The 26220-nt window shown below is 72.7% G+C and carries 23 protein-coding genes; 15 read left to right on the top strand and 8 right to left on the bottom strand.

The window, feature by feature from the left end; translation table 11 throughout:
• Nucleotide 1: 1 nt before the first annotated feature.
• Nucleotides 2-1135 carry a lycopene cyclase family protein gene (locus tag BMY07_RS19305; protein ID WP_342741546.1) on the bottom strand — a complete coding sequence of 378 codons (1134 nt, stop codon included), beginning with the start codon at nucleotides 1133-1135 and terminating at the stop codon, nucleotides 2-4.
• A gap of 288 nt (nucleotides 1136-1423) precedes the next feature.
• Between BMY07_RS19305 and BMY07_RS19300 the strand changes: the two genes are divergently transcribed.
• From BMY07_RS19300 to BMY07_RS19285, 4 genes are all read left to right on the top strand, one after another.
• A complete protein-coding gene (locus BMY07_RS19300; RefSeq protein ID WP_092780255.1) occupies nucleotides 1424-2974 on the top strand; it encodes a deoxyguanosinetriphosphate triphosphohydrolase family protein in 1551 nt (516 codons plus the stop codon).
• A gap of 260 nt (nucleotides 2975-3234) precedes the next feature.
• On the top strand, nucleotides 3235-6003 hold the full coding sequence (locus BMY07_RS19295) for a S8 family serine peptidase (RefSeq protein ID WP_092781055.1): 2769 nt from the start codon (nucleotides 3235-3237) through the stop codon (nucleotides 6001-6003).
• Nucleotides 6004-6097: 94 nt separating this feature from the next.
• Nucleotides 6098-6769 (top strand): acVLRF1 family peptidyl-tRNA hydrolase, encoded by a 672-nt coding sequence (locus BMY07_RS19290; protein ID WP_092780253.1) that lies wholly within the window; start codon nucleotides 6098-6100, stop codon nucleotides 6767-6769.
• Between the two features lie 69 nt (nucleotides 6770-6838).
• Entirely contained in the window at nucleotides 6839-7261 is a 423-nt protein-coding gene (locus tag BMY07_RS19285; protein WP_143073553.1) for a hypothetical protein, read from the top strand.
• Here BMY07_RS19285 and BMY07_RS19280 read toward each other — a convergent pair.
• Complete coding sequence (locus BMY07_RS19280; RefSeq protein ID WP_092780249.1) at nucleotides 7258-8028, bottom strand: SDR family oxidoreductase; 771 nt, start codon at nucleotides 8026-8028, stop codon at nucleotides 7258-7260. The two genes, BMY07_RS19285 and BMY07_RS19280, sit on opposite strands and share 4 nt — an antisense overlap.
• A 184-nt stretch (nucleotides 8029-8212) precedes the next feature.
• Here BMY07_RS19280 and BMY07_RS19275 point away from each other — a divergent pair, with 184 nt between their 5' ends.
• Both BMY07_RS19275 and BMY07_RS19270 read left to right on the top strand, forming a co-directional pair.
• Nucleotides 8213-9841 (top strand): ABC-F family ATP-binding cassette domain-containing protein, encoded by a 1629-nt coding sequence (locus tag BMY07_RS19275; protein WP_092780247.1) that lies wholly within the window; start codon nucleotides 8213-8215, stop codon nucleotides 9839-9841.
• Nucleotides 9842-10028: 187 nt separating this feature from the next.
• Nucleotides 10029-10238 (top strand): helix-turn-helix domain-containing protein, encoded by a 210-nt coding sequence (locus BMY07_RS19270; protein ID WP_092780245.1) that lies wholly within the window; start codon nucleotides 10029-10031, stop codon nucleotides 10236-10238.
• 27 nt (nucleotides 10239-10265) lie between these two features.
• On the opposite strand, the gene BMY07_RS19265 is transcribed toward BMY07_RS19270, so the two are convergent.
• A complete protein-coding gene (locus BMY07_RS19265; protein ID WP_092780243.1) occupies nucleotides 10266-11564 on the bottom strand; it encodes a glycosyltransferase 87 family protein in 1299 nt (432 codons plus the stop codon).
• Nucleotides 11565-11753: 189 nt separating this feature from the next.
• On the opposite strand from BMY07_RS19265, the gene BMY07_RS19260 reads away from it, so the two are divergent.
• On the top strand, nucleotides 11754-13604 hold the full coding sequence (locus tag BMY07_RS19260; protein WP_425426332.1) for an ABC transporter ATP-binding protein: 1851 nt from the start codon (nucleotides 11754-11756) through the stop codon (nucleotides 13602-13604).
• A 74-nt stretch (nucleotides 13605-13678) separates the two neighbouring features.
• On the opposite strand, the gene BMY07_RS19255 is transcribed toward BMY07_RS19260, so the two are convergent.
• The gene (locus BMY07_RS19255) at nucleotides 13679-14275 is read right to left on the bottom strand and encodes a response regulator transcription factor (protein WP_092780239.1); all 597 of its coding nucleotides are present in this window, start codon (nucleotides 14273-14275) and stop codon (nucleotides 13679-13681) included.
• Nucleotides 14272-15429 carry a sensor histidine kinase gene (locus tag BMY07_RS19250; protein WP_245782497.1) on the bottom strand — a complete coding sequence of 386 codons (1158 nt, stop codon included), beginning with the start codon at nucleotides 15427-15429 and terminating at the stop codon, nucleotides 14272-14274. The genes BMY07_RS19255 and BMY07_RS19250 overlap by 4 nt, the downstream gene beginning before the upstream one ends.
• A 148-nt stretch (nucleotides 15430-15577) precedes the next feature.
• Here BMY07_RS19250 and BMY07_RS19245 point away from each other — a divergent pair, with 148 nt between their 5' ends.
• Together BMY07_RS19245 and BMY07_RS19240 are read left to right on the top strand one after the other, a co-directional pair.
• Nucleotides 15578-16495, top strand: a complete 918-nt coding sequence (locus BMY07_RS19245) for an ABC transporter ATP-binding protein (protein ID WP_177215651.1) — start codon at nucleotides 15578-15580, stop codon at nucleotides 16493-16495.
• Nucleotides 16492-17175 (top strand): ABC transporter permease, encoded by a 684-nt coding sequence (locus BMY07_RS19240; protein WP_092780233.1) that lies wholly within the window; start codon nucleotides 16492-16494, stop codon nucleotides 17173-17175. Before BMY07_RS19245 ends, BMY07_RS19240 begins: the two co-directional genes overlap by 4 nt.
• Nucleotides 17176-17271: 96 nt before the next feature.
• On the opposite strand, the gene BMY07_RS19235 is transcribed toward BMY07_RS19240, so the two are convergent.
• The 3 genes from BMY07_RS19235 to BMY07_RS19225 are packed head-to-tail and all read right to left on the bottom strand — an operon-like array spanning nucleotide 17272 to nucleotide 19425.
• Nucleotides 17272-17997, bottom strand: a complete 726-nt coding sequence (locus BMY07_RS19235; RefSeq protein WP_092780231.1) for a sugar isomerase domain-containing protein — start codon at nucleotides 17995-17997, stop codon at nucleotides 17272-17274.
• Between the two features lie 20 nt (nucleotides 17998-18017).
• Nucleotides 18018-18581, bottom strand: coding sequence for a nucleotidyltransferase family protein (locus tag BMY07_RS19230; protein WP_092780229.1), 564 nt, complete (start codon nucleotides 18579-18581; stop codon nucleotides 18018-18020).
• 19 nt (nucleotides 18582-18600) lie between these two features.
• Complete coding sequence (locus BMY07_RS19225; protein ID WP_092780227.1) at nucleotides 18601-19425, bottom strand: alpha/beta fold hydrolase; 825 nt, start codon at nucleotides 19423-19425, stop codon at nucleotides 18601-18603.
• A 275-nt stretch (nucleotides 19426-19700) separates the two neighbouring features.
• Here BMY07_RS19225 and BMY07_RS19220 point away from each other — a divergent pair, with 275 nt between their 5' ends.
• The 6 genes from BMY07_RS19220 (at nucleotide 19701) to BMY07_RS19195 (ending at nucleotide 26059) form a co-directional block, all read left to right on the top strand.
• Entirely contained in the window at nucleotides 19701-20429 is a 729-nt protein-coding gene (locus BMY07_RS19220) for an alpha/beta fold hydrolase (protein ID WP_425426327.1), read from the top strand.
• Between the two features lie 21 nt (nucleotides 20430-20450).
• Nucleotides 20451-21728: an NAD(P)/FAD-dependent oxidoreductase gene (locus tag BMY07_RS19215; protein ID WP_092780223.1), complete on the top strand. Its 1278-nt coding sequence runs from the start codon at nucleotides 20451-20453 to the stop codon at nucleotides 21726-21728.
• Nucleotides 21725-22447 (top strand): DUF1365 domain-containing protein, encoded by a 723-nt coding sequence (locus tag BMY07_RS19210; RefSeq protein WP_092780221.1) that lies wholly within the window; start codon nucleotides 21725-21727, stop codon nucleotides 22445-22447. The genes BMY07_RS19215 and BMY07_RS19210 overlap by 4 nt, the downstream gene beginning before the upstream one ends.
• Entirely contained in the window at nucleotides 22444-23673 is a 1230-nt protein-coding gene (locus tag BMY07_RS19205) for an SAM-dependent methyltransferase (RefSeq protein WP_092780219.1), read from the top strand. Before BMY07_RS19210 ends, BMY07_RS19205 begins: the two co-directional genes overlap by 4 nt.
• Before the next feature lie 218 nt (nucleotides 23674-23891).
• Nucleotides 23892-25139: an LCP family glycopolymer transferase gene (locus BMY07_RS19200; RefSeq protein WP_092780217.1), complete on the top strand. Its 1248-nt coding sequence runs from the start codon at nucleotides 23892-23894 to the stop codon at nucleotides 25137-25139.
• Nucleotides 25140-25366: 227 nt separating this feature from the next.
• A complete protein-coding gene (locus BMY07_RS19195) occupies nucleotides 25367-26059 on the top strand; it encodes a peptidylprolyl isomerase (protein WP_092781051.1) in 693 nt (230 codons plus the stop codon).
• Nucleotides 26060-26220 lie beyond the last annotated feature (161 nt).

Below are 26220 nucleotides of genomic sequence, written 5' to 3'. Positions count from 1 at the left end.
GTCATCCTGGTGGGTAATCGCGCGATAGCAGCAGCTTCCGGCGAATTCCCCACGGGGTCGACCTGAACACCGCGGCCATCGCGGCAGCGGTCCCCGCCACGTCCTCGCGTCCGCTGAGGTAGGCGCGCTGCAACCGGGGGGACAGGGCGAAGAAGGCGCCGAAGAACTCCGGCAATAGGGCTGGTGGGAGGCCCAGCAACGCTCTTAGACCGTGCGACCGCATGGCGTGCACGGCGCGAGCTTGGGGTGACCACACCGCGGCCCGTCCCGCCGCTGCGGCCGCTGCTGGCCCCCGCGTCATCGCGGATGTAATCGCGTCCGCCACCGCTGGGGCCAACGCGAGCGCGTCACCGACGCTGTAACCGGTGGCCGGGTGCACCATCCCCGCTGCCGCGCCGAAGGGCACCGAACCCCTGTACCACAGCGGCGTCGGCGGTAGATCTACCGGGAACCGGACCCGCTCCACCGCAAGCGCTTCCGGTTCATACCCCAGCCGTTCGGACAATCGGCGCCGCAAGACGTCCCAGCTCATGCCGGGGCGGGCTGCCAGAGAGGTCTCCTCCAGCAGTACCCGGTCGGTCGCCACCCCGACGGCGTAGAGGAAGGTCGGCGGCCTGCCCCAGTCCATCAGGACCGCGTCACCCGATCGGACAATCTCCTCAGCGGCGGCCGAAGGAACCACGACCCCGTAGGCCGTTTGCTCCACGCGGACTCCCGCGGCGGGCCCGCCCGAGACCACCCGCCGGGCGCCACTCGCGTCGACGACCACCGCGCACGCCAGCCGCCGCCCGGACCCGAGGACCACCGTCGCGCCCCGCCGCCCGAACTCCGCGCCGACCACCTCGTCGTCCACCGCGGTGGCGGGGCCGCGCCACAGCTCCGCGCACACCGCCGCGTTGTCCAGCACCAGGTACTCCCGCGCGATCTCGTGCCCGGCCGCCAGCACCCGCGTGCTCGACACACCCCGGTACCGGTCCAGCGGCACCTGGTCAGCCCACACCCCGAACGTCGCCGCCCACACCCGCCGCCCACCCGGCGCGACCACCACGGTCCGCAACCCCACCCGCCCACACGCGTCCGCGACCGCCCACCCCGCCGGACCACCGCCGACCACCACCACATCCACCCTGCTCACCCCCTCTCGCTACCACGCCCCACCCCTCCACAACAGCGCAAGCCCCCAAGCCCACCCGACAACCACAGGCGCCGAGCGATCCGCGCCGGCCGAACCCCAGTACGTCTTGTACTGGCGACTACCGTCCGCGCACCTGGGAACCGTGCGGGTGCCAATCCCGTGCGCCACGCCGACGCGGCCCCTCGGCGGGGAAGCCCGACTGCGTCCAGCACGAGCGGCTCCCCGTCCGCACACCCGGATCGCGAATCCCGCGCGCCGCCCCCACCGGGCTGCACCTAGGCTCGCGGCATGTCGGATCTCCACGAGCGCCGGGTTGACCGCAGGGACGGCAAGGGGGGCACGGACCTCACCGCGAACCCGTTCCGGGCCGATCGCGACCGGATCGTTTCCTCGCCGTTCTTCGCGCGGCTCGGTGGGGTCACGCAGGTGGTCAGCGCCAGTGGGTCGGGGTTGTTGCACAACCGGTTGACCCACAGCCTCAAGGTCGCCCAGATCGGTCGGGCCATCGCGGAGCGGTTGACCGCTGACCCCGATCACGCCCCGCTGCTGGAGCGGCTCGGTGGCTGTGACCCGGACGTGGTGGAGGCGGCGGCGTTGGCGCACGACCTGGGGCACCCGCCGTTCGGGCACCTCGGGGAGCAGGTGCTCGACCGGCTCGCCCGGCACCGGTTCGGGTTGCCCGACGGGTTCGAGGGCAACGCGCAGAGCTTCCGGATCATCACCACCACCGACACCAGGGGGCCGTCCGCGGCGGGGCTCGACCTCACCGCCGCCGTTCGGGCCGCGACGCTCAAGTACCCGTGGACCCGGCTCTCGCACCCCGACCCGCACCCCCGCGACCTGGCCGACCCGCCGCGCGGGGCCGCCGAGCCGCCGGAGGCGCCCGGTACCGGGTCGAGCAAGTTCTCCGCCTACGTCACCGAGCTCGAGGACCTGATCCAGGCGCGCGCGGTGTTCGACGGGCTCGTGCCGCCGTGGCAGCAGACCGTCGAGGCGTCGGTGATGGACAACGCCGACGACATCGCCTACGCCATCCACGACCTGGAGGACTTCCACCGCATCGGGGTGCTGCAGCACGCGCCGGTGTCGGCCGAGCTGGGCCAGTGGGAGGCCGACCGGGCCGAGTTCGCCCGGCTCGACGCCGCCGAGCTGGACTCCGGGCGGCGCCCCGGCCAGTCGTTGGAGCGCTTGCGCAGGCGGCTGCACGCGCGCGACTCCTGGGTGGTCGACGACGACGCGTTCGCCGCGGCGGTGTCGCGGGTGCGCGCGGAACTGGTCGACGACCTGCTGTCCATGCCCTTCGACGGCTCGGTCGACGCCGAGCAGGCGTTCGGCCGGTTCTCCTCCGGGTGGACCGCGCGGCTCGTGGCGGGCGTGCACGTGGTGGCCGACCCGCCGACCCGCTCCGGGCACGTGCTGCTCGGCGCCCGGCAGTGGCACGAGGTGCAGGTGCTCAAGTTCGTGCACCGCCGGTTCGTGCTGCTGCGCCCGGACCTGGCGCTGCACCAGCGCGGCCAGGCCAGGTTGCTGACCAGGCTGGTCGAGGCGCTCGAGCAGTGGCTCGGGGACCGCTACGAGGCCGACCGGCTGCCGCGCAGGCTGCACGACCTGGTCGAGCTGGCCCGCGTGGAGTACGACTGGCTGGCCCGCGAGCACCCGCGCGCGCTGGTCGGCGCGACGGGGGAGTGGCCGGAGGGGCAGGGCACCGTGGCCGCCCTCGCCCGCGGCCGGGCCGTGATCGACTTCGCCGCCTCGCTCGCCGACGGGCAGGCCGCGACGCTGCTGGAGGCGCTGTCCGGCCGGACCGGACAGTTCTGGTCGGACGCCTTCGTGCTCTGAGCCACCGGCAGTTTTGCCACGGTGGGAAAAATACCGAGCGTGACACCTGGACAGTGAGTATCACTCGAACGGTAGATGTCACCTCGTTGGTGTGAACCATACGTTCACCTGGCCGGGAGTACTCCCGGCGTCGGTGGGCGTGGGTCGGGGCACGCACTAGCGGGGGAGGACCCGTGCGTTCGTCCGATCGCTCGAAGTTATCCACACGCGCCACAACCGGTCTGACGGCGGGGGTTTCCGCCCTCGCCCTCGTGGTCGGGATGACCACCCCGGCTTCCGGGCAGGCCCTGCCCGCGAACCAACTCACCGCGGCCCAGGAGAACGCGGCCCGCCAGATCTCGGCACTGCAGAAGGTCAAGCAGACGCAGTCCAAGGCGGAGTCCAAACTGGACAGCAAGCTCGCGGTGGAGAACCGGCTGCGCAAGGACCGCTCGCTCGTCTCGGCCGCGCCCCGGCTGCAGAGCGGGGTCACGCTGTCGGTGTCCGACACCGTGCTCGTCGACATCAGCGTCGAGAAGGTCACCGACGACCTGGTGGCGGCGCTGACCAAGTCCGGCGCCGGGATCCGCGCCGTGTCGACCGGCCTGGGGGAGATCCGGGCCGAGGTCCCCTTCGCCGCGCTGACCGGCATCTCCGGCCGCGCCGACGTCCGCAAGGTCGAGACGGCCAGTGGCGCGATCACGGCGTCGGCGAGGCCGCGTGGGACCGCCCCGGCCAAGACCGAGACCAAGGAGCAGAAGGAAGCCCGGCTCGCCGCGCAGGTCCAGGCCGCCCTCGAGCAGCGCGGCACGGCGGCGCTGGTGACCAGTGAGGGCGATCGCGCGCACAAGGCCGACACCGCCCGCGCCGAGTTCGGCGTCACCGGTGTCGGCGTGAAGATCTGCGCACTGTCGGACGGCGTCGACTCGCTCGCTGTGTCGCAGGCCGCGGGTGAGCTGCCCGCCGTCGACGTGCTGCCCACCCAGGAGGGCGAGGGCGACGAGGGCACCGCGATGCTGGAGATCCTGCACGACCTCGCCCCCGGCGCCGCGCTCGGCTTCGCCTCGGCGTTCAACAGCGAGGCAAGCTTCGCCGACAACATCCGCGCCCTGCGCCAACAACTGCGCTGCGACATCATCGTCGACGACGTCCTGTACTTCGTCGAGTCGCCGTTCCAGGACGGCCTGATCGCGCGCGCGGTCAACGACGTCACCGCGGACGGCGCGCTCTACTTCTCCTCCGCGGGCAACGAGGGCAACACCGCGGACGGCACCGCCGGGCACTGGGAGGGCGACTTCCGCGACTCCGGTCGCATCGTCGGCAAGTTCGCGGGCACCGCCCACGACTGGGACCCCTCGGCGACCACCCAGGTGTTCCAGCCGATCTCCAACGCGTCCTCCGCGCAGGTCCCCGTGACGCTGCACTGGTCCGACCCGCTGGGCGCCTCCGCCAACGACTACGACCTGTACCTGTTCGACCGCACCGGCAACGTCGTGACCTTCAGCCAGGACGTGCAGGACGGCGAGCAGGACCCGTACGAGATCCTGCAGACGCCCACCTTCGGCGGCAACGGGTTGCGGCTCGCGGTCGTGAAGTTCTACGGCGAGAACAGGTACCTGTCGCTCTCGGCGCTGCGCGGCCGGTTCGCCGACTCCGCGGACGGCCTCAAGGCGTTCAACACCCCCGGTGTCACCGTGGGCCACTCGGCGGCCAAGCAGGCGTTCAGCGTCGCCGCCGCGCCCGCGGCCGGTCCGCTGCCGTTCGACCTGGAACCGGGCGACCCGGCCAACCCGCGCGGCCCGTTCCCCGGCTCGTTCAGCGCTTCCTCGGCGCTGGAACGGTTCTCCTCCGACGGCCCGCGCCGCGTGTTCTACAAGGCCGACGGAACCCCGATCACCCCGGGCAACGTCAGCGGGACCGGCGGCGAGGTGCGCGCCAAGCCCGACATCACCGCCGCGGACGGTGTCCTGACCAGTGTGGACGGTTTCGACCCGTTCTTCGGCACCTCGGCCGCCGCCCCGCACGCGGCCGCGATCGCCGGGCTCGTGCTCTCCGGCAACCCGGGCATCGCTCCGGCGGAGGTGCGCGAGGCGCTGGTCAACACCGCCATCGACCTCGGCCCGGCCGGCTTCGACGGCCGCACCGGTGCCGGGATCGTCCTGGCCGACCGCGTGCTCGCCTACACCGGCGCCAGCCCGCAACCCCGTGCCCTGGCGCAGAACCCGACCACCGCCCCGACCGATGGCGGCGACCTGGTCGACCCGGGCGACACCGTGTCGGTGACCCTCCCGGTCCGCAACACGGGCGACGCCGACGCCGTGTCCACGAGCGTGGTGCTGACCTCGCCGACCGCGGGCGTCACCATCGCGCCGCGCTCGCAGAACTACGGCACTGTCCCGAAGGGACAGACGGTCAGCAAGGCCTACACCGTCACCGTCCCGTTGAGCCACCCGGTCGGCACGCCGGTCGTCCTCGACGCCCGGGTGACCTTCGCGGCGTCCTCGTCCCCGACCCGGGCGACGTTCAGCTTCTCGGTGGGACGGCCCTCGCCGGTCACCCGGGACTTCGCCTACGGCGGGGCGCCGGTCGCCGTGCCGGACAACAACCCGCTCGGTGCGAGCGTGACCATCCCGGTCACCGGCGTGGGCCGCGCGTCCAAGGTGAGCTTCTCGGTCGACGGTGCCACGTGCAGCACCGCCACCGGGGCGACCACCGTGGGCCTGGACCACACCTTCGTCGGCGACCTCGTCGGCACCCTCACCGCCCCGAACGGCGCCGTGGCCACCCTGCACTCCCGCAGCGGCGGCGGCGGCAACAACCTCTGCCAGGTCGTCTTCGCCGACTCGGCCACCGCGGCGTTCTCCTCGGTGACCTCCGCCAACGCCCCGTTCACGGGCACCTGGCGGCCCACGTCCCCGCTGAGCGGCTTCGCGTCGCTGGTCGCGGACGGGGCGTGGACGTACAAGGTGGTGGACCTGGCCGGTGGCGACACGGGCTCGATCCGCGCGGTGTCCTTGCACATCAACGGATACGCCACCCCGGGCGCCTGACTGATCGCGCTTGACTGATCGCTGGAGGCGGTCGCCCTGCCAGGGCGGCCGCCTCTCGGCGCAGTGGTGGACCTGCGCCGTAGCGTGGGGCGGTATGAGCAGGACGCGGGTGGTGGCCGGGGGTGGACGGGCGGTCGAGGTGCCGGTGGAGCGGGTGGCCGGGTGGTTCGCCCGGTTCGGCGACCGCCACCACGGCGTCACCCACACGTCCCTCGGGGCCGCGGCCGTGGTGTGCACGGCGGCTGACGGGGCCACCGCGAGTGCCGAGGTGCCGTTCCCGCCGCTGGCCGCGGTGGGGGAGCGGGCGGGGTTGGCGATCGGCGACCTCCTCGACCACCTCGCCGTCCCGCGGCGGGTGGGACTGGTCCTGGTGCGCCTCGGCGGGCACAGCGTCGGGGTGGTCGAACCGGGGCGCGTGCTGGTCTCGCGGACCGACCGCCACCTCGTCCAGGGGCGCAGCGCCGCGGGCGGCTGGTCCCAGCAGCGCTTCGCCAGGCGCCGCGAGGGCCAGGCCAGGCACGCGCTCGAGGCCGCCGCGCACGACATCGCCGAGGTCCTGCTCCCCCGCCTCCCCGACCTCACCACCATCACCCTCGGCGGCGACCGCCAGGCCCTCGACACCCTCCGCGCCGACCGCGCCCTCGCCCCGGTCTTCGCCCTCGCCACCCCCCGCGTCCTCGACGTCCCGGAACCCCGCCGCACAGTCCTGGACGACGCCGCCGCCCGCGTCTTCGCAGTGGAGATCGTCGTTCGCGATCCGACGTGATTCGCGGGCCGGTGGCGGGACTGGGGCGTTCACAGCGGGCACACAGGTTCGGGGAGGACAGTGTGCGGCATGAGCACGACCCCGTCCCCTGGTGAGCCCGCTGCCGAGCCCGTTCGCGACCAAGCACCGCCTGCCGCGGTGCCCGAGCCGGAACCCGCGCGGGTCGAGGGGCCACCGGCCGAGGTGGTCGTCGATTCGCGGCGGACGGTGAGTCTGCTCGTCGCGGGGTTGGCCGGTGCGGTGCTGCTGCTCGTCGGTGGCATCGTCGGGTACGCGATCGGGAACTCCGGGGACCGCCCGGGCAGGCACGGCGGACCAGGCCACTCGTGGCAGGTCGGGCCCGGTCGCCACGGTGGGCCCGGCGTGGACCGGCCCGGGCAGCCCGGCTTCCCGCCCGAGCGCGGCAGGCGGCCCAACACCCCGCCCGCGCCGTCGCCGTCCAGCGTCCTCCCGACGCCGAACCCGACGCCCGCCCCCACCCCGAGCAGCTAGCCCAGGGTTCCGGTGGCCAGCAGGCCGCCGTCCACCCGCACCGTCTCCCCGGTGATCCACGACGCCGCCGGGGAGCACAGGAACGCGACCAGCTCGGCGACGTCCTCCGGCGTGCCCAGGCGCTTCATCGGGTAGGCGGCCGCCGCCTCTTCCTCCCGGTTCTCGTACAGCGCCGTCGCGAAGCGGGTCTTCACCACCGCAGGCGCGACCGCGTTCACCCGGATCCCGGGGCCGAGCTGCCACGCCAGTTCCTCGGTGAGCCGCACCAGCGCCGCCTTGCTCGCCCCGTACGCCGCGATCACCCCCGACGACCGCAGGCCCGCCACCGAGGCGATGTTGATCACAGCGCCGCCGTGCTCCGCCATCCACGCGCGGTAGGCCAGCTGCACGAACCCCAGCGCCGCGACCACGTTCGTGTCGAAGATCTTGCGCACCCCGTCGAGGTCCACGTCCACCAGCGGCCCGTACACCGGGTTGATGCCGGTGTTGTTCACCAGCACGTCCAGCCCGCCCAGCTCGGCGACCACGCGCGCCACCACCGCCGCGCGGTCCTCGTCGCGCCCGGTGTTGCCCGCCACCGCCAGCACCCGCGCGTCCGGCACCGCGGCCGTGATCGACGCGGCGGCGGCGTCCAGGTCGGCCTGCTTGCGGGAGCTGATGGCGACCGCGGCGCCCCGGCGGGCCAGCTCGGTGGCGATGGCCAGGCCGATGCCCCGGCTCGCCCCGGTGACCAGCGCCGCCCTGCCCGCGTACTCGGCTGTTCCCATGGTCGGACTCTAGCCGGCGGGAAACCCGTGGCGCGGCGCGGCTAGACTGGGTCCCGTGGTTATCACCGAAGGGGATCGAGCGGGCAGGGCTGTGCTCACCGACTGATGGGCCAGTGGGCTCGCGGGTCACGGCACGCGAGCGGATCACCCCTGCCCACGACCACCGCACCCACGGAGCTCCCCCTTGATCACCGCAACTGACCTCGAACTGCGCGCGGGCTCGCGCATCCTGCTCTCCGACGCCTCCCTGCGGGTGCAGGCCGGGGACCGCATCGGCCTGGTCGGCCGCAACGGCGCGGGCAAGACCACCACCCTGCGCGTGCTCGCGGGCGAGGGCGAGCCCTACGGCGGCGACCTGCGCCGCACCGGCGAACTCGGCTACCTGCCGCAGGACCCCCGCGAGGGCGACCTGTCGGTCACCGCCAAGGACCGGGTGCTCTCCGCGCGCGGCCTCGACGAGCTGCTGCGCGAGATGGAGAAGGCGCAGACGGCCATGGCCGAGCACGCCGACGACTCCGTCCGCGACAACGCGGTCCGCAAGTACGGGCGGCTGGAGGAGCGCTTCTCCGCCCTCGGCGGGTACGCCGCCGAGAGCGAGGCCGCGCGGATCTGCTCCAACCTGGGCCTGGCCGACCGGGTGCTCGCCCAGCCGCTGCGCACGCTCTCGGGTGGTCAGCGCCGCCGGGTCGAGCTGGCCAGGATCCTGTTCGCCGCGTCCGAGGCGGGCGCTGGCGGCGGTTCCGGCACGATCCTGCTGCTCGACGAGCCGACCAACCACCTCGACGCCGACTCGATCACCTGGCTGCGCGGGTTCCTCAAGGGCCACAGCGGCGGCCTGGTGGTCATCAGCCACGACGTGGAACTGCTCGGCGACGTGGTCAACAAGGTGTGGTTCCTCGACGCCATGCGCGGCGAGGTGGACATCTACAACATGGGCTGGAAGCGCTACCTCGACGCGCGCGCCGCCGACGAGAAGCGCCGCAGGCGCGAGCGGGCCAACGCCGAGAAGAAGGCGGGCGTGCTCATGGAGCAGGCCAACAAGATGCGCGCCAAGGCCACCAAGGCGGTCGCCGCGCAGAACATGATCAAGCGCGCCGAGAAGCTGGTCTCCGGCCTCGACGACGTCCGCCAGTCGGACAAGGTCGCCAAGATCCGCTTCCCCGAGCCCGCGCCGTGCGGCAAGACCCCGCTGCTGGCCGAGGGGCTGAGCAAGTCCTACGGCTCGCTGGAGATCTTCTCCGGCGTCGACCTGGCCATCGACAAGGGCTCCCGGGTCGTCATCCTCGGCCTCAACGGCGCGGGCAAGACCACCCTGCTGCGGTTGCTCGGCGCCATGGAGACCCCCGACTCGGGCGAGGTCATCGCCGGTCACGGCCTGCGGTTGGGCTACTACGCCCAGGAGCACGAGACCCTCGACCACTCCGCCAGCGTGTGGGCCAACATCCGGCACGCCGCGCCCGACACCGGCGAGCAGCAACTGCGGTCGCTGCTGGGCACGTTCCTGTTCACCGGCGAGCAGCTCGACCAGCCCGCCGGGACGCTCTCCGGCGGCGAGAAGACCAGGCTCGCGCTGGCCGGGCTGGTCTCCAGCGCCGCCAACGTCCTGCTGCTCGACGAGCCCACCAACAACCTCGACCCGGCCAGCCGCGAGCAGGTGCTCGACGCGCTGCGCCGCTACTCCGGGGCGGTCGTGCTGGTCACCCACGACCCCGGCGCGGTCGAGGCACTGGAACCCGAGCGGGTGATCCTGCTCCCAGACGGCAGCGAGGACCACTGGTCGGCCGAGTACCTCGAACTCGTTCAGCTGGCCTGAAATTGGCCGTTTTGCTGGGATCTTGTATTCACAGATCACGCTGAGTCCCAGAGGTGCCGCCGCCGGTGATCAGCGGCGGCGGCAACCATTTGCGCGTCTCGTCTGGCATTTCGCGCGGCGGTGTTCGATCATTGCGGCGGTAGGGGCCACCCGTGGCCCCGGCCACACGTGACGGAAGGCGGACAACGTGGCTGACCTCAAGAAAGGCGCACGGATCACCGGCGCCCTGCGCGACAAGCTCGCCACCGACTTGAAGAAGAAGTACGAGAAGGGCGCCAGCATCAGGGCGCTCGCGGAAAGCACCGGCCGTTCCTATGGATTCGTGCACAGAGTGCTCTCGGAGTCCGGCGTGACGCTGCGCGGGCGAGGCGGAGCGACGCGGACGAAGAAGAAGTAAACCCCGCCTGGGTGCGGCGGCGTCGGCTCAGGCCGTGCGCGGTCCACCCGGCGGGCTGTCCACACCGGAGCGATCGGCCGGTGCGGGCACCCCGGTTCCCACCCGGGCCGGTCCACCGCGGCCCTGGGCCCTGCCTGCCGCGATGGCGGCGCCCGCCAGCACCACGGGGTACACCAGGTAGCCCCAGCGGGTCGCGGGCGCGAGCACGATCGCCAGGCCGATGCCGACCGCGGTGCACGCCAGCGCGTCCCCCGCCGTCCTCGGTGGACGGACGAGCACCCAGGTCGCCGTGGCGGCGGCGGCCAGTCCCAACAGGACGAGTGCCACGGCGTGCCCGACCGGCCCGAGCCCGGCGACCAGGTGCCCCGGCAGCGGGCTGGACGCGGGCGAGGACGCCTGGCCGAGGCCGACCGGGAACTTCAGCACGTGCTCGACGAACGACGTCGGGTCGGCCAGCAGCACCGGGAGCACCACGGCCGACCCGACCGCGACGAGCGCGGCGGTGAACGCGCCCGCGGCCCGCCACCCCCGGGTGGCGGCGACCCCGATGGCGAGCACCGCGACCGCGGGCAACGCGGTCAACTTCATGGTCACCAGCACCGCGCCGAGAGCACCCGCGCCCCAGGCGCCAGCCGGGTCGGCGCGGTAGGCGAGCGCGGCCGCGGCCACGATCAGCGCCACCACGGCGACGTCATCCCCGGCGGCGGCGAGGGTCAGCGCGGTCAGCGGGCTGGCCACGACCAGATGCCCGGCGCGCACCGGCAGCACCGGTTTGCCCAGCGCGTACCAGGCGAGCAGGAGCGCGCCCGCGGTCACCAGCAGGAACGCCACCCTGGCGTCGGTCAGCGGGTGGTCGCCGAACAGCGCGCGCGGGAACCCGAACACCGTCATCGACGGGCCGTACGGGGTGTAGTCGTCCGGGTGCGGTGCCCGGCCGAGGGTCGCCAGGTCGGTGTACGGGGTGCCGTGCGCGAACAGGTCCCGCGCGGACCGCTCGATGACCCAGACCTCCGGCTGCGCCGGGAACGACCACGGCCACGGACCCCAGGTGAACGTCGGCGACCGCCGGAACGCCAGGTACAGCAACGGTGCCACGGTCGCCACGACAGCGGTCACCCACACAGGTAGCCACCGGGACCCCCGACCGGTGATGGCGATCCACGCGGTGACGAGCAACGCGGCCAGGTACCCGGCGATCGCGAAGTCGCCCCACACGCGGTAGCCGTAGAACTCCGAGGCGAACGCGGTGATCACGGCGAAGACGAGGGCGCCGCCGTAGAGGGCGAGGTCCAGCCAGAGCGCTCGACGCGCGGGAGCACCCTGCATAGCCTCCGCTGTCCTCCTCGCGCCGTTGTTCCCAGATTACCGAGCACCGATCCGGCACCGGTGTCGGGGCCGAGGGGTGGGCCTGCTGGGGTTGGGGAACGTCGCGGGGTGGCACGGCGTTGCACAACGGCGTCCGGTCGACACCGGAGGGCCGAGGAGAGGGGACGCGTGGACAGTCCGCGCAGGCTGATGGCGGGAGCGGTGCGGGCAGCCGACGCGCCGAAGGGGATCCGACCGGGGACGGTGCGGCGGGTGTGGGATTTCAGCGCCCGGCACCGGCCGCGGCTGGCGCTGTTCCTGGTGCTGACCGTGGTGTCCTCGGCGCTCGGGGTGACCACGCCGCTGTTGGCCGGCCGGGTGGTCGACGCGATCGTGGGTCGGCACGCGGTGTCGACGGTGGTGTGGCTGGCGGTGGCGATCGCGGGGCTCGCGGTGGTCGGCGCCGGGTTGGGGCTGGCCGAGCGCAAGCAGTCGGCGATGGTGGGGGAGGGGCTGATCCACGACCTGCGCCGCGCGGTGTTCGAGCACGTGCAGCGGATGCCGGTGGCGTTCTTCACCAGGACCAGGACGGGCGCGCTGGTCAGCAGGCTCAACAACGACGTGATCGGGGCGCAGCGCACCTTCACTTCGGTGCTGTCCGGTCTGGTCGGCAACAGCATCCAGCTGGTGCTGTCCCTCGGGGTGATGCTCACGCTGTCCTGGCAGGTGACCGTGCTCGCGCTGGTGATGCTGCCGGTGTTCGTGCTGCCCACCAGGCGCGTGGGGCGGCGGATGGCGGACCTGCAACGCGAGTCCGCCGGGCTGTCCGCGGCGATGACCACGCAGATGACGGAACGGTTCTCGGCGCCGGGCGCGACCCTGGTCAAACTGTTCGGGCGACCAGCGGACGAGGCGGCGGAGTTCGGGGCGCGGGCTGCGCGGGTGCGTGACATCGGGGTGCGCACGGCGATGGCGGGCCGCTGGTTCCTCACCGGGTTGCAGCTGGTGTCGGCGTTGGCGCAGGCGTTGGTCTACGGGCTCGGCGGGTACCTGGCGCTGACCGGCAGCATCGCGCCGGGCACGGTGGTCGCGCTGGCGCTGCTGCTGACCCGGCTGTACTCGCCGCTCACCGCGCTGGCCAACGTGCGGGTGGACGTGATGACGGCGCTGGTGTCGTTCGAGCGGGTCTTCGAGGTGCTGGACCTGACGCCGATGGTGGCGGAGAAGGAGCGTCCCGTGCCGCTGCCCGCCGGTGGGGTGTCGGTGGAGTTCGACGACGTGCGGTTCGGATACCCGGCGGCGGAGAAGGTGTCACTGGCGTCGCTGGAGGACGTCGCGGTACTGGACCAGCGCGGCGGGCAGGAGGTGCTGCACGGGGTGTCGTTCCGCGCTTCGCCCGGGCAGTTGGTCGCCCTGGTGGGGCCTTCCGGCGCGGGCAAGTCGACCATCGCGGGGCTGGTGCCGCGGCTCTACGACGTCGACTCGGGAACGATCCGGTTGTCCGGTGTGGACGTACGCGACCTGTCGTTCGCGGACCTGCGCGCCGCGGTCGGGGTGGTCACCCAGGACGGGCACCTGTTCCACGACACGATCATGGCCAACCTGCGCTACGCCAACCCCGCGGCGACCGAGGCCGAGGTCCGCGCCGCGGTGGCCGCCGCCCGGCTGTCCACAGTGGTCGACGCGCTCCCCGACGGCCTCGACACCGTCGTCGGCGAACGCGGCTACCGCCTCTCCGGCGGCGAACGGCAACGGCTGACCATCGCCCGGCTCCTGCTGGCGCGGCCCGCGGTGGTGGTGCTGGACGAGGCCACCGCGCACCTGGACTCGGAATCGGAGGCGGCGGTCCAGGAAGCCCTGGCCGACGCCCTGCGCGACCGCACCGCCCTGGTCATCGCCCACCGGTTGTCGACGGTCCGCGCCGCCGACCTGATCCTGGTCGTCGAGAACGGCTCGATCACCGAACGCGGCACCCACCACGACCTGCTCGCCGCCAACGGCCGCTACGCCACCCTCTACCGCACCCAGTTCACCGACGACCCGACCCCCACAGCGAGCTGAGCGGAGAGGTTCGCCGCTCCTCCCCGGCCTGGGAGTCGGCGTCAGTGATGCGACTGACCCGTGGGCGAGGCCCGCTAGATCCAGCCCTCTTCCCAGGCGAGGCGGGCGGCGTCGTGGCGGGAGGTGACGTCGAGCTTGGTCATGGCGGAGGACAGGTAGTTGCGGACGGTGCCGTGGGCCAGGTGGACGGCGGTGGCGATGTCGAGCACGGAGCCGCCTGCCCTGGTGTGGCGCAGGACTTCCAGCTCGCGCGCGGTCAACGGGCAGGCGTCCTCGGTCAGCGCGCTCGCGGCGATCTCGGAGTCGACGTACCTGGCACCCGCGTGGACATCCCGCAAGATCGCGGCAAGCCGCGCCGCGGGGGTCGTCTTGGGCACGAACCCCCGCACCCCGGCGGCCAACGCCCTCCGCAACACCCCCGGCCGAGCATGCCGCGTCACGATCACCACAGCCGTCCCAGCCCCGATCTCAGCCGCCGCGGCGATCCCGTCCACCTTCGGCATCTCCAGATCCAACACCGCGATATCCGGCTGGTGCACCCCCACCGCCACCACCGCCGCCGCCCCATCACTGGCCTGCGCGACAACGGAGATATCCGGCTCCAACTCCAACAACGCCGCCAACGCCCCCCGAATCAGGTCCTCGTCATCGGCCAGCACCACCCGGATCACGCCACCGCCGCCTCGCTGATCAGGTGGAAGGTGCCTGGTTCCTGTTCGGTCCGCACCGTCCCGCCCACGATGGCGAAGCGTTCTCGCAGGCTCTGCAAACCGCTGCCCGGTATCGACACGCGGGGCTCGACGCCGTCGTTTGACAGCACTACCCGTACTCGGCCACCGTCCACATCGATCGTCAGTGAGCACTCTCCAGCCGCACTGTGGCGCAAGATGTTCGTAGTCCCCTCCCGCACCAGGATCCCGAACAGCGGCTGTAGCGGCGGCGGCACGTCGGTAGCGCTACCCCGGACAGTCGCGTTGATCCCCGCGGCTCGCAAGATGTCCACCGCGTTCCCGATCTCCGTGGACAGGCTCGACCGCCGGTACCCGTGCACCACCGCGCGCGTCTCCCGCAGCGCCGTCCGGGCCAGTTCGCTGACCTCGGTCGCCTGTGCCCGGGCCGCCGCGTCGTCCTGGCCGACCAGGCGGGCCGCCAGTTCGCCCTTGAGGGCGATGACCTGGAGGTGGTGGCCCTGGATGTCGTGCAGTTCGGCGGCGAAGCGCAGGCGTTCCTCGGCCACCGCGAGCTCGCCAGCCACCCGCCGGGCCTGGTCGAGTTGGCGGACCATGGACCACAGCCAGACCTGCAGGTAGTTGCAGAAGGTGAAGAACGGCACCGTCAGGGTCACGACCACCACCCACACCGCGGCGCCCTCGCGCGTGGGCTGACCGGCCACCGCCCCGGCGACCAGGCCGGACACCGCGACCACCAGACCGGCGGCCACCGACAGCGGCCAGCGCCACCAGGTCTCGACCATCGGCAGCCACGCGGCGAGCACCAGCGCGCACGGCAGCGTCCAGCCGAACCCCATCGGCTCCTGCGCCACGGCGACCCACCAGCCGACCAGCGTGATCGCGATCGTCACCGCGACCTCCCCGCGCCGCGCCGTCGCCGTGCGCAGCCCGGGCATGCTGAACCCGCTGATCCGCACGTACTGCACGAGGCCGAGCGCCGCGGCGGGGGCGAGCAGCGCGGTGGTCGGCGCGCTGTAGCGCAGCCCGACCAGGTCCAGCACCAGCACCAGCGCGACGAAGACCACCGCCACCATCAGCGAGACCAGGATGTAGCGCCGCACCCGGTCCATGAGGTTGCGCGACAGTCGGTCCACACGGTGAATGTAGGGGACACCCCGCCCCGCCCGCCGGGGCCCGGTGGTAGTCCTGACATTTGTCACGCCGGGGACGTGTCGAAACTCCCGGGTACGCCTGATCGGTGGCGCTACCCGCCCGCAACCCGGTTCGAGCAGACTCCGGGACATGAGGAAACCGGTGATCGAGGTGCGGGGGCTGCACTGCCGCTACGGCCCGTTCGAGGCCGTGCGCGGGGTGGACCTCGACGTGGCCGAGGGGGAGTTGTTCGCGCTGCTCGGCACGAACGGCGCGGGCAAGACCACCACCCTGGAGGTGCTGGAGGGGCTGCGGGCGCCCAGCGGGGGAACGGTGCGGGTGTTCGGCCTGCGCCCCGACGCCGACCGGGCGCGGATCCGCCCGCGCACCGGGGTGCTGCTGCAGGACAGCGGCGCGGGCGGCACGCTGACCGTCGTCGAGACGCTGCGGTTGTGGCGGTCGCTGACCTCCCGTCCCTCCGATGTGGACGGGGCGCTGGCCGCGGTCGGGCTCGACCACCGCGCCGACGTGCGGGTGAACGCCCTCTCCGGCGGTGAGCGCAGGCGGCTCGACCTCGCCGTCGCGACCCTCGGCGAGCCGGAGCTGCTGTTCCTCGACGAGCCGACCACCGGCCTGGACCCCGAGTCGCGCAGGCGGACCTGGGCGCTGGTGCGCGACATGGTCGCCCGCGGCACGACCGTGCTGCTGACCACCCACTACCTCGAGGAGGCCGAGCACCTCGCGCACCGGCTGGCGATCATGCACGAGGGCCGGGTCGCGGTCAGCGGCACGCTGGTCGACGTGCTGGAGCGGGAGGCGTCCCGGATCGGGTTCGTCGTCCCGCCCGGGATCACCGCCGCCGACCTGCCCGCCGTCACCGGCACCCTCGACCGCGACGCCTTCGCCGCGGGCCGGGTCGAGATCCGCACCCGCGCCCTGCAGGACGACCTGGCCGTGCTGCTGGCCTGGGCCGCCCACCGCGACCTGCAACTGGCCCGGCTGCGCGCCACGCACGCGTCGCTGACCGAGGTCTTCCACAACGTCCAGGACAAGGGGGTCGCGGCATGAACCCGGTCATCGCGCTCGCCCGCGCCGAGGTGCTGCAACTGCTGCGCAACAAGACCACGGCGGCGATGGTGCTGGTGCTGCCGGTCGTGTTCGCCGCGATGTTCCTGTTCGGACCCGGTGCGCAGGACTGGGACCTGGCCATCACCATGCTGCTCGTCGGCGCGCAGGGGCTCAGCGTCTACATCAGCACGACCGCCGCGATCGCCGCGCGCCGCCAGGACCTCTCGCTCAAGCGGTTGCGGGCCGGGGAGCTGCCGGATCTGGCGATCCTCGCGGGCGTGCTCTCGCCGTTCGCCGTCATCGGCGTCGCCCAGTGCGTGCTGCTGACCGGCGTGGTGTTCATCGCGGGGGCGCCGGTGCCGGACAACCCGCTGGGGCTGGTCGTCGCGATCGTCGGGGGAGTGGCGGTGAACGCGGCGGTCGGACTGCTCACCGCCGCGTTCACCGCCTCCGCCGAGGCCGCGCAGATCACCACCGCGCCGTTCTTCTTCGCCGGGCTCGGCGGCGCGATCTGGGCACTCACCACCGCCACCCCGTGGGCCACCGTGCTGCCGGGCGGGGCGATCGCCGCCCTGGTCGGCGGCGGCGACGTCCTGCGCCCACTGGCGTCCCTGGTGGTCTGGACCGCGGTGGCCGCCGCGCTCGGCCTGCGGTACACCAAGTGGGACCCCCGGGACTAACCCATGTTCGCACCCCTTCCGGCGCCCTGACCGCAGCGAGCGTGCCAAGTCGGGGACGATGCCGGGTGGGGACGAGGGGGTGGGTGGCGGGAGGGATCAGCCCAGCTGCGGGACGCGGTCGCCGTAGCGCTCCAGCAGGCTCGCGTTGGCCGCGTCGCCGCCCTCCACGTTCGAGCTGCGCCACAGCGGCAGGTCGACACCCGCGGCGGCGGCCTTGTCGAACACCCTGGCCAGCACCTGGTTCCACAGGTAGGCGTTGCTCAGCGTGGACAGCGACGCGGTCACCGGCGACTGCTCGGGGTAGCTCACGTCGCCGGGGCCGGTCAGCGTGTCCAGGATGATCGTGGCGTTGAGCGAGAGCTTCGTGCCCGCCCGCGGCGGGGTGTCGGCGGAGGCCACCGGCGAGGTCACCGCCACCACCGGGCACCCGGCCTCCAGCGCGGTCACCGCGAGCTCCACCGGGTAGTGGTTGATCCCGGAGTTGGAGAAGATGAACAGCACCTCGTGCCCGGTGCGGGTCACCAGCCCGAACACCGACCTGGCCAGCCCCGGCCGCCGCTCCGCCGCCGTCGCCCGCCGCGCCCCGCCGAAGACCTGCAGCTCCTCGGTGAACAGCGGCCGCACGCAGGCGAGGCCGCCCGCGCGGAAGAACGTCTCGGCGACCGCGGCCAGCGAGTGCCCCGCGCCCGCGGTCAGCACGAGCCCGTCCGCGCGGACGCAGGCGAGCACGAGGTCGGACACGTCGTCGAGGGCGTCCGCGTTGTGCGCGCCGACCTTGGCCAGGTGCGTCAGAACCTGGTCGCCGTAGACGTCTTCTGGCATGGTGCCTCCTCGTATCGTGGTCAGTCGAGATCTTCGGGACGGTCCGCGTCGGCACCGTCGGCGACGTCCTCGCACGCGACGTCGACGAACGGGTGCCCGGCCAGGTAGGGCCGCGCGCCGGTGTCGCCGACGGCCAGCTCGGCGACCCCCGCCCAGTGCGCGCGTCCGATGAGGACTGGATGACCGGGGACCCCGGCGTAGGTGGCTCGGGCCAGCGCGTCCGGCGCGGCGTGGGCGGCGAGCCTGGCGACCGCGGCGGCCGTCACGCCGGGAGTGTCCACGGGGAGCACGACGACCGCGTCGGCCCCGGAGTCGGCGAGCGCGGCCAGACCCAGCCGCAGCGACGACCCCATCCCGGTGGTCCAGACCTCGTTGTGCACGACGGTCGCGGGTAGCGGCGGCACCCGCTCCGCGCCCGCGCCGAGCACGACGACCACGGGCGCGCAGTCGGCCAACGCCAGGATCGCGTGCTCCACCAGCAGTCCACCGCGGTAGGGGGCCAGCGCCTTGGGCATGCCGAAGCGCCTGCCGCCGCCCGCGGCGAGCAACAGCCCCGCCACGCGCGCACCGCCGGAAACCGCCATGGCGGCAGCCTAGAGGCAGCTACCGCAGATGATCGAGTAGCAGGCCCGCCACCAGGTCGGGAGCTTCCTGCGGCACCCAGTGCGACGCCTCGTCCACCAGTTCGAATCGGTATAGACCATTCACCCACGCGCCGCAGCTCAGCGCCGCTGTGGACCCCACCGCGACGTCCTCGCCACCCCACACGTACATCGTCGGGACCGACACCGGGTCGGGGAGCACGTTCCACCGTTCGGCCCGGAACCAGTTCAGCGCCGCGGTCAGCGCACCCGGCTCGGAAAGCCGCGAAACGTACTCGTCGACCTCCGACCGCGGGATCCGCCACTCGAACAGCTGCCGCAACGCCGCCCCGTTGTCCGCCAGCAACCGGCGCTCGGCGGAGCGCTCCTTGAGGACCGGCACGTGCTGCGAGCGCATCCGCTGGTCCTCGTCCTCGCGCACCGCCGCCGCCAGCGCGGCCGGGTGCGGCGCCGACACCGCGGTGAGCGTGCGGACCCGCTCGGGGTGCGCCGCCGCCAGGTGCCAGGCCACCACCGCGCCCATGTCGTGGCCGACCAGGTCGAACTCGGCCATGTCCACCGCGTCGGCCACCGCGAGCACGTCCCCGACCAGCGCGTCCACCTGGTAGTCGGCGACGTCGTCTGGGCGCACGGAGGGTGAGTAACCGCGCTGGTCGAACGCGATCGCGCGCAGCCCGGCGTGCCCCAGCACATCCACCTGGTGCTCCCACGCGGTCGCCGCCTGCGGAAACCCGTGCAACAACAACACCGGTCGCCCACCGGCCGGACCAGCCCCCAGCGCGTCGAAGGTCCCCGCCTCGGTGGTGATCTGCCGGTGCTCGCTCACCGCGGCAGGTTACCGACCGCGACCGACACCCCCGACCCGCATCCACCGACCCCTCGACCACGATGGCGACCGGCACTCCGACCGCGACCGGCACCCTGCTGCGACGACGTCCCGGCCGCGATCCACCGACAGTGACCGGCACCCTGCCCTCCGGCCACAACCGACGCCCCGGCCGCGATCCACCGAGTGCGATTCGGTGGCCACGATCTGTTGACCTCGTCGTCGGTGGGTTTGTTCCACCAAGCCGAATCGCGGGTTTGCGCGAAGATGTTGCTGTGACCCCCGCGAGCCACCCGAGGACCCCAGCGACCGGCCCAGCGCCGAAGATCACCGTGTACGGGGCGGACCCGAGCGATGTCCGCGCGGTCGTGCTCGTGCTGCACGGCGGTCGTGAGCACGGTCACGGCCGGGTAGCCCGGCATCAGCTCGCCTATCTGCGGATGGTGCCCTTCGCCAAGGCCATTGCCAGGGTCGGTGCTGAGCACGGCATCGCGGCCTGGCTGCTGCGCAATCGCTACCGCGGCTGGAACGCGCCCGATCTGCACCCCGTGCAGGACGCCAGGTGGGCGCTCGACGAGGTGCGCCGCGTGCACGGTGACGTGCCGGTGCTGCTGGTCGGCCACTCGATGGGCGGCCGGGTCGCGTTGCGCGTTGCCGACGACCCGTCCGTGGTCGGGGTGTGTGCGCTCGCGCCGTGGACGCCCCAGGGGGAGCCGGTCGAGCAGTTGGCCAACCGCGAGGTGCTCATCGCCCACGGGGTGCTCGACCGGATGACCGACCCGCGGCTGTCCTACGACTACGCCCGCCGCGCCAAGGCGATCACCGAGCGGGTCGCCCGGTTCGACGTGCGCGGGGAGCGGCACGCGATGCTGCGCCGCGCCGACCAGTGGACCGAGTTGGTCACCGGTTTTGTCCTCGGGGCCTTCGCCACCCAACCGGGGGACCCCCGGATTACGAACGCCATGCGACAGCCCTCACCCGGAGGGCTGCGGGTGCCGCTCTAGCGGCGACCGGGAGGAGGAGCAGTGGCCGGTGGCGACAGACGGCGGGTGGCGGTCATCGGGAGTGGGGTCGCGGGCCTCACCGCCGCCTACCTGCTCCAACGCCGCTACGACGTGACCCTGTTCGAGGCGGACGACCGCGTCGGCGGGCACGCGCACACCCACGACGTGCCCACGCCCGACGGTGGCCTCACCCAGGTCGACACCGGGTTCATCGTGCACAACGAGCGCACGTACCCGAACCTGCTGCGCCTGTTCGGCGAGCTCGGCGTGGCGACCAGGGACACCGAGATGTCGATGAGCGTGCGCTGCGACGGCTGCGGCCTGGAGTACGCGGGAGCGCGCGGGCTACCGGGCGTGTTCGCCCAACCACGCAACCTGCTGCACCCGCGCTACCTGGCCATGTTGGCCGAGGTGAAGCGGTTCCACCTGCACGCCAAGCGCGTTCTGCGCGCCGACGACCCGGGCGATCTCACCCTGCGCGGGTTCGTGGTGGTCGGCGGGTACTCGCAGTACTTCGTGGACCACTTCCTCATCCCCGTCGTGTCCGCCGTGTGGTCGTCGGGCCCCGAGCTGAGCATGCGGTACCCGGCGCGGTACCTGTTCCGGTTCCTCGACAACCACGGCCTGCTGTCGGTCACCGGGTCCCCGCTGTGGCGGACCGTGGTCGGCGGCTCCCGCACCTATGTGGACCTGATCGCCAAGCAGGTGACCTCGGTGCTGGTGTCCACCCCGGTCCGCGCGCTGGTCCGGCACGGCGACCACGTCGAGGTCCGCGACGGCGCCGACCACGCGCACCGGTTCGACCGCGCCGTGGTCGCCACCCACCCGGACCAGGCGCTCCGGCTGCTGGCCGAGCCGACCGCCGACGAGCGCGAGGTGCTCGGCGCGATCGAGTACTCCACCAACGAGACGATCCTGCACACCGACCCGTCAGTCCTACCGCGCACGGAGAGGGCCAGGGCGTCCTGGAACTACCTCAAGCCCGCGTGCGACTCCCACGACGGCCCGGTGCAGGTCAGCTACCACATGAACCGGCTGATGGGCCTCGCCGAACCCGAGGACTACGTGGTCACGCTCAACGCCACCGACCTGGTGGCAGAGAAGTCCGTCTTGCGGCGGATGACCTACCACCACCCGATCTACACCCCCGAGTCCGTGGCGGCCCAACGCAGGCTGCCCGACCTCAACGACGGCGTTGTCGCCTACGCCGGTGCCTACCACGGGTGGGGCTTCCACGAGGACGGCTGCCTGTCCGGCGTCCGCGCGGCGGCGTCCCTCGGGTCTGGCTGGGACGGATGACCCCCGCGCTCTACGACGCGACCGTCCGGCACGTCCGGATGGAGCGGATCGACAACGCCTTCGAGCACCCGGTGTACCTCTGGTACGTCGACCTCGACGACCTGCCCAGGCTGCCCCGCCTGCTCCGGCCGTTCGCCCGGTTCGAGGCGCGCGATCACCTCGGCGACCCCGAGCGGTCCATCAAGGACAACCTGACCGCCTGGCTGGCCGGGCAGGGCATCACGGTCACCGGTCGGGTCCTGATGCTGGCCAACGCCCGCGTGCTCGGCCACGTGTTCAACCCGCTCACCGTCTACTGGGTGCACGACGCCGAGGGCGCGCTGGAGTGCGTCGTCGCCGAGGTCCACAACACCTACGGCGAACGGCACTGCTACCTGCTGCGCACCGACGAGGCCGGGCGCGCGGACACCGACAAGGAGTTCTACGTCTCACCCTTCCTCGAGATGGGTGGCCACTACCAGATGCGGTTACCCCGGCCGGGGCAGCGGCTCTCCCTCACGGTCACCCTGCGGCAGAACGGAACCGTCCCGTTCACCGCGACCCTCACCGGGGACCACCGCCCCGCCACCACCAACCAGGTCGCGCGCATGGTGCTGCGCCGACCGCTGATGACGCTGCGGGTCACCGCCCTGATCCGCGCGCACGGCATCGCGCTGTGGCTGCGCCGGGTCCCGGTGGTCCGCCGCCCCCAGCACGCCCGGCAAGAAGGAGTCCAGTGACCGAGCTGACCACCCGCCCCGCCAACGACGCCCACGACTGGGGCGACCTGTTCACCCCGCCGTGCGACCCCACCAGGGCGCGCATCGCCAGGGCGCTGTTCCAGCACGCCGTGCGCACCCTGCCGGTGCGCGTGGTGTTCCCCGGCGGCCGCAGGCTCGGCGCGGGCGGCCAGGACTCGCCGGTCATGCGGGTGCACCGGCCGTCGGCGTTCTTCCACCGCCTCGGCGTCGACTCCAAGATCGGCTTCGGCGAGTCGTACATGGTCGGCGACTGGACGTCGACGATGCTGCCCGAACTGCTCACCGCCTTCTCGGCGCGGATGGCGCGGCTGATCCCGACGCCGCTGCAGGTGTTCCGCAGGCTGGTGGACCGCCGCCAGCCGGAGGCGGAGGAGAACACGCTCACCGGGTCCCGCAACAACATCCACCGGCACTACGACCTGTCCAACGAGCTGTTCGAGCAGTTCCTCGACGAGACCATGACCTACTCGTCGGCGCTGTTCGAGCCGGGCTCCACCGACCTGGTCGCCGGTCAGCACCGCAAGCTCGACAGCGTCCTGGACTACGCGGGCGTGCGCGCGGGCAGCCACGTGCTGGAGATCGGCACCGGCTGGGGGTCGCTAGCCATCCGCGCCGCCCAGCGCGGCGCCAGGGTGACCTCGCTGACCATCTCCGCCGAGCAGAAGGCCCTCGCCGAGCGGCGGGTCGCCGAGGCCGGGCTGTCCGACCGGGTGCAGGTGCTGCTGCGCGACTACCGCGAGGCGCACGGCAGCTACGACGCCGTGGTCAGCGTGGAGATGATCGAGGCGGTGGGGGAGCGGTACTGGCCCACCTACTTCCAGACCGTGGACCGGCTGCTGCGGCCGGGCGGGCGGTTCGGCCTCCAGTCGATCACCATCCCGGACGACCGGCTGCGCGCCACCCGCGGCGGCTACACCTGGATCCACAAGTACGTGTTCCCCGGCGGCATCCTGCCGTCACCGGAGGCGATCGACCGGTCGCTGGTGGGCACCGGCCTGCGGGTCGGGCAGTACCGGGACTTCGGGCTCGACTACGCCGAGACGCTGCGGCAGTGGCGGGAGCGGTTCCTGGCCAACTGGGCGGGCATCGCCGCGCTCGGCTTCGACGACACCTTCCGGCGGCTGTGGGAGTTCTACCTGGCCTACTGCGAGGCGGGGTTCGCCTCCGGGTACATCGGGGTCCGGCAGATGTCGATCGGGCGCTGACGCCGTAGGTGCCCCGTGGGTGGCCGAGCGCGGCGGGCGCTGACCCTCGGCTCGGGTGCTGACCCTGGTGATCTTGGTGGGGGCCCGCCGGCTACGGTGTGCGCGCGGTGCGCCGCCGGTGGGCAACCCATCCCGGTCGTCCCGCGTCCTGACGGGTGAGGTGGGAGAATCCCACGGGTGAGGGGTCGGTCTGTGACGCGCCAGGTGGGTGGGCTCCGATGAGTTCTGGGATGGGTCCTGGGCAGCAGCCGAGGCCGCGCTACAACCCGACCAGGAAGATGGAGCAGCCCGGGTCCGACAACCGGCCGCCGCCCTATCGACCGGAGCCGGTGCCGAAGTACCAGCCGACGTCCTACCAGCCGCAGCCGAACCAGAACCGGTCCCAGCCGCCGCCCCGGCAGCAGCCCCGCGCGTACCAGCCGGAGCAGCCGCGCACGCCCTCCGGTCCGCCCGGACCGCCTGCCCGTCCCGGCTCGCCCGGGTTCGCCGGTGGGGTGCCGCCGCGTCGGCGCAGGCGCAAGGGCCGGATCGCGCTGATCGCGTTGGCCGTGGTGGTGGCGTTGTTCGCCGGGGTGTGGGTGTACCTGGAGACCTCGATCAACCGCGTGGCCGCGCTGACCGACTACGAGGGCAGGCCCGCGGCGGGCTCGGGCACCAACTGGCTGATCGTCGGGTCCGACAGCCGCGAGGAGCTCTCCGCCGAGGACGAGGCGCGGCTGGCCACCGGTGACGCGAAGGGCAAGCGCACCGACACGATCATGCTGATGCACCTGCCGGACAACGGGACCAAGCCGACGCTGGTGTCGCTGCTGCGCGACTCGCTGGTCGACATCCCCGGCAAGGGGCAGAACAAGCTCAACGCCGCGTTCGCCTTCGGTGGCGCGCCGCTGCTGGCGAAGACCGTCGAGCTGGAGACCGGGCTGCGGCTGGACCACTACATCGAGATCGGCTTCGGTGGGTTCGCCAACGTCGTTGACGCGGTCGGTGGCGTGGAGATGTGCCTGGACGCTCCTATGGAGGACCCGCTCGCGGGCATCAACCTCCCCGCGGGTTGCCAGGAACTCGATGGTGCCAACGCGCTCGGTTATGTCCGCACTCGTAAGGGCCCGCGTGCCGACTTGGACCGTGTGATCCGGCAGCGCGCGTTCATCGGCGCGCTCACCGACAAGGCCACCAGCTTCGGCACGCTCATCAACCCGTTCCGCGTGATCCCGCTGCTCGCCAGCGCGCCCGACGCCATCACCCTCGACGAGGGCGACCACCTGCACAACCTCCCCGGCCTCGCGCTCGCGATGGGCGCGGGCGACGGGCTGCTGACCACGACCGTCCCGTTCAGCGGCTCCAAGAGCGTCAAGGGCGTCGGGTCGGCGATCGTCTGGGACGAGGCCAAGTCCAAGAAGCTCTTCGGGGCGCTGCGCACCGACGCCGAGGTCCCCGCCGACGTGATCGTCGCGCCGCCCAAGTAGCGATCCGTGGACCCGGCCGCAGGGGTGCGTGGTCGGGTCGCGGAGGGTGCGGGAAACCGCAGGGGCGCGGGGTGTTTGGGCCATTCGGCCGTGCCGGGGTGCCGTCGCGCGCACCTGTTCTGGTGACGGCGCGACGGCCTACCCTCGCCGTCGGCGCCCGATACCCGGGCGCCGACTAGGAGGAACTCGTGACGTCCGTGCTCATCCGCGGTGTTGTCATCGCGGCGATGGCGTTGTCCGCCGCCGTGGTCGTCCCCGGTGCCGCTTCGGCCGCTGTGGACCAGCCGCCGAAGGTGACCAAGGGTCCGTGCCAGTACACCGAGACCCCGGACGACCCCGCCGCCCGCCCGGTGGGCCTGCCCCGCGACCCGCGGCACACCCCGAGCCGGGGGACGGTCAAGGTCGACCTGCCCACCAGCCAGGGCTCCATCGGCCTGACCCTGGACCGGGCGAAGGCGCCGTGCACGGTGCAGAGCTTCCTGCACCTGGCCGAGCACCGGTACTACGACTTCACCACCTGCCACCGCCTCACCGCCTACCCGACCCTCAAGGTCCTGCAGTGCGGCGACCCCACCGGCACCGGCGAGGGCGGCCCCGGCTACAAGTACAAGGACGAGCTCCCCACCGACCTGCCCACCTGGCCGGGTGACACCACCGGCACCCGCAAGGTCTACGCCCGAGGCCTGCTCGCCATGGCCAACGCGGGCCCCGCCACCAACGGCAGCCAGTTCTTCCTCGTCTACGGCGACTCCCGCCTCCTCGCCAACTACACCGTCTTCGGCTCCGTCGACACCCGCGGCTTGGCCACCCTCGACAAGGTAGCCGCGGGCGGCATCCAGCCCACTCCCGACAACCCCGACCCGGTGGACGGCACCCCCATCAAGACCACCAAGATCCTCCGCGCCCACGTCCGCTGCTGATCGTTCTGATCGCTGAATCGCCCTGACCGCAACAGGTCGCGCCTTTCCCAGGCGCGACCTGTTGCCATTTCTGGTACTACGTTCTCCTTCATCACGTCGACCGGAGCACCATGCCTGACACCTCGGACGAACCGATCGATACCGCGCAGGGCGGTTTGCAG

Origin of the sequence: Actinokineospora terrae, assembly GCF_900111175.1 — a bacterium.
GTDB classification, from domain to species: domain Bacteria; phylum Actinomycetota; class Actinomycetes; order Mycobacteriales; family Pseudonocardiaceae; genus Actinokineospora; species Actinokineospora terrae.
This window is presented reverse-complemented; position numbering and strand designations above follow the sequence as displayed.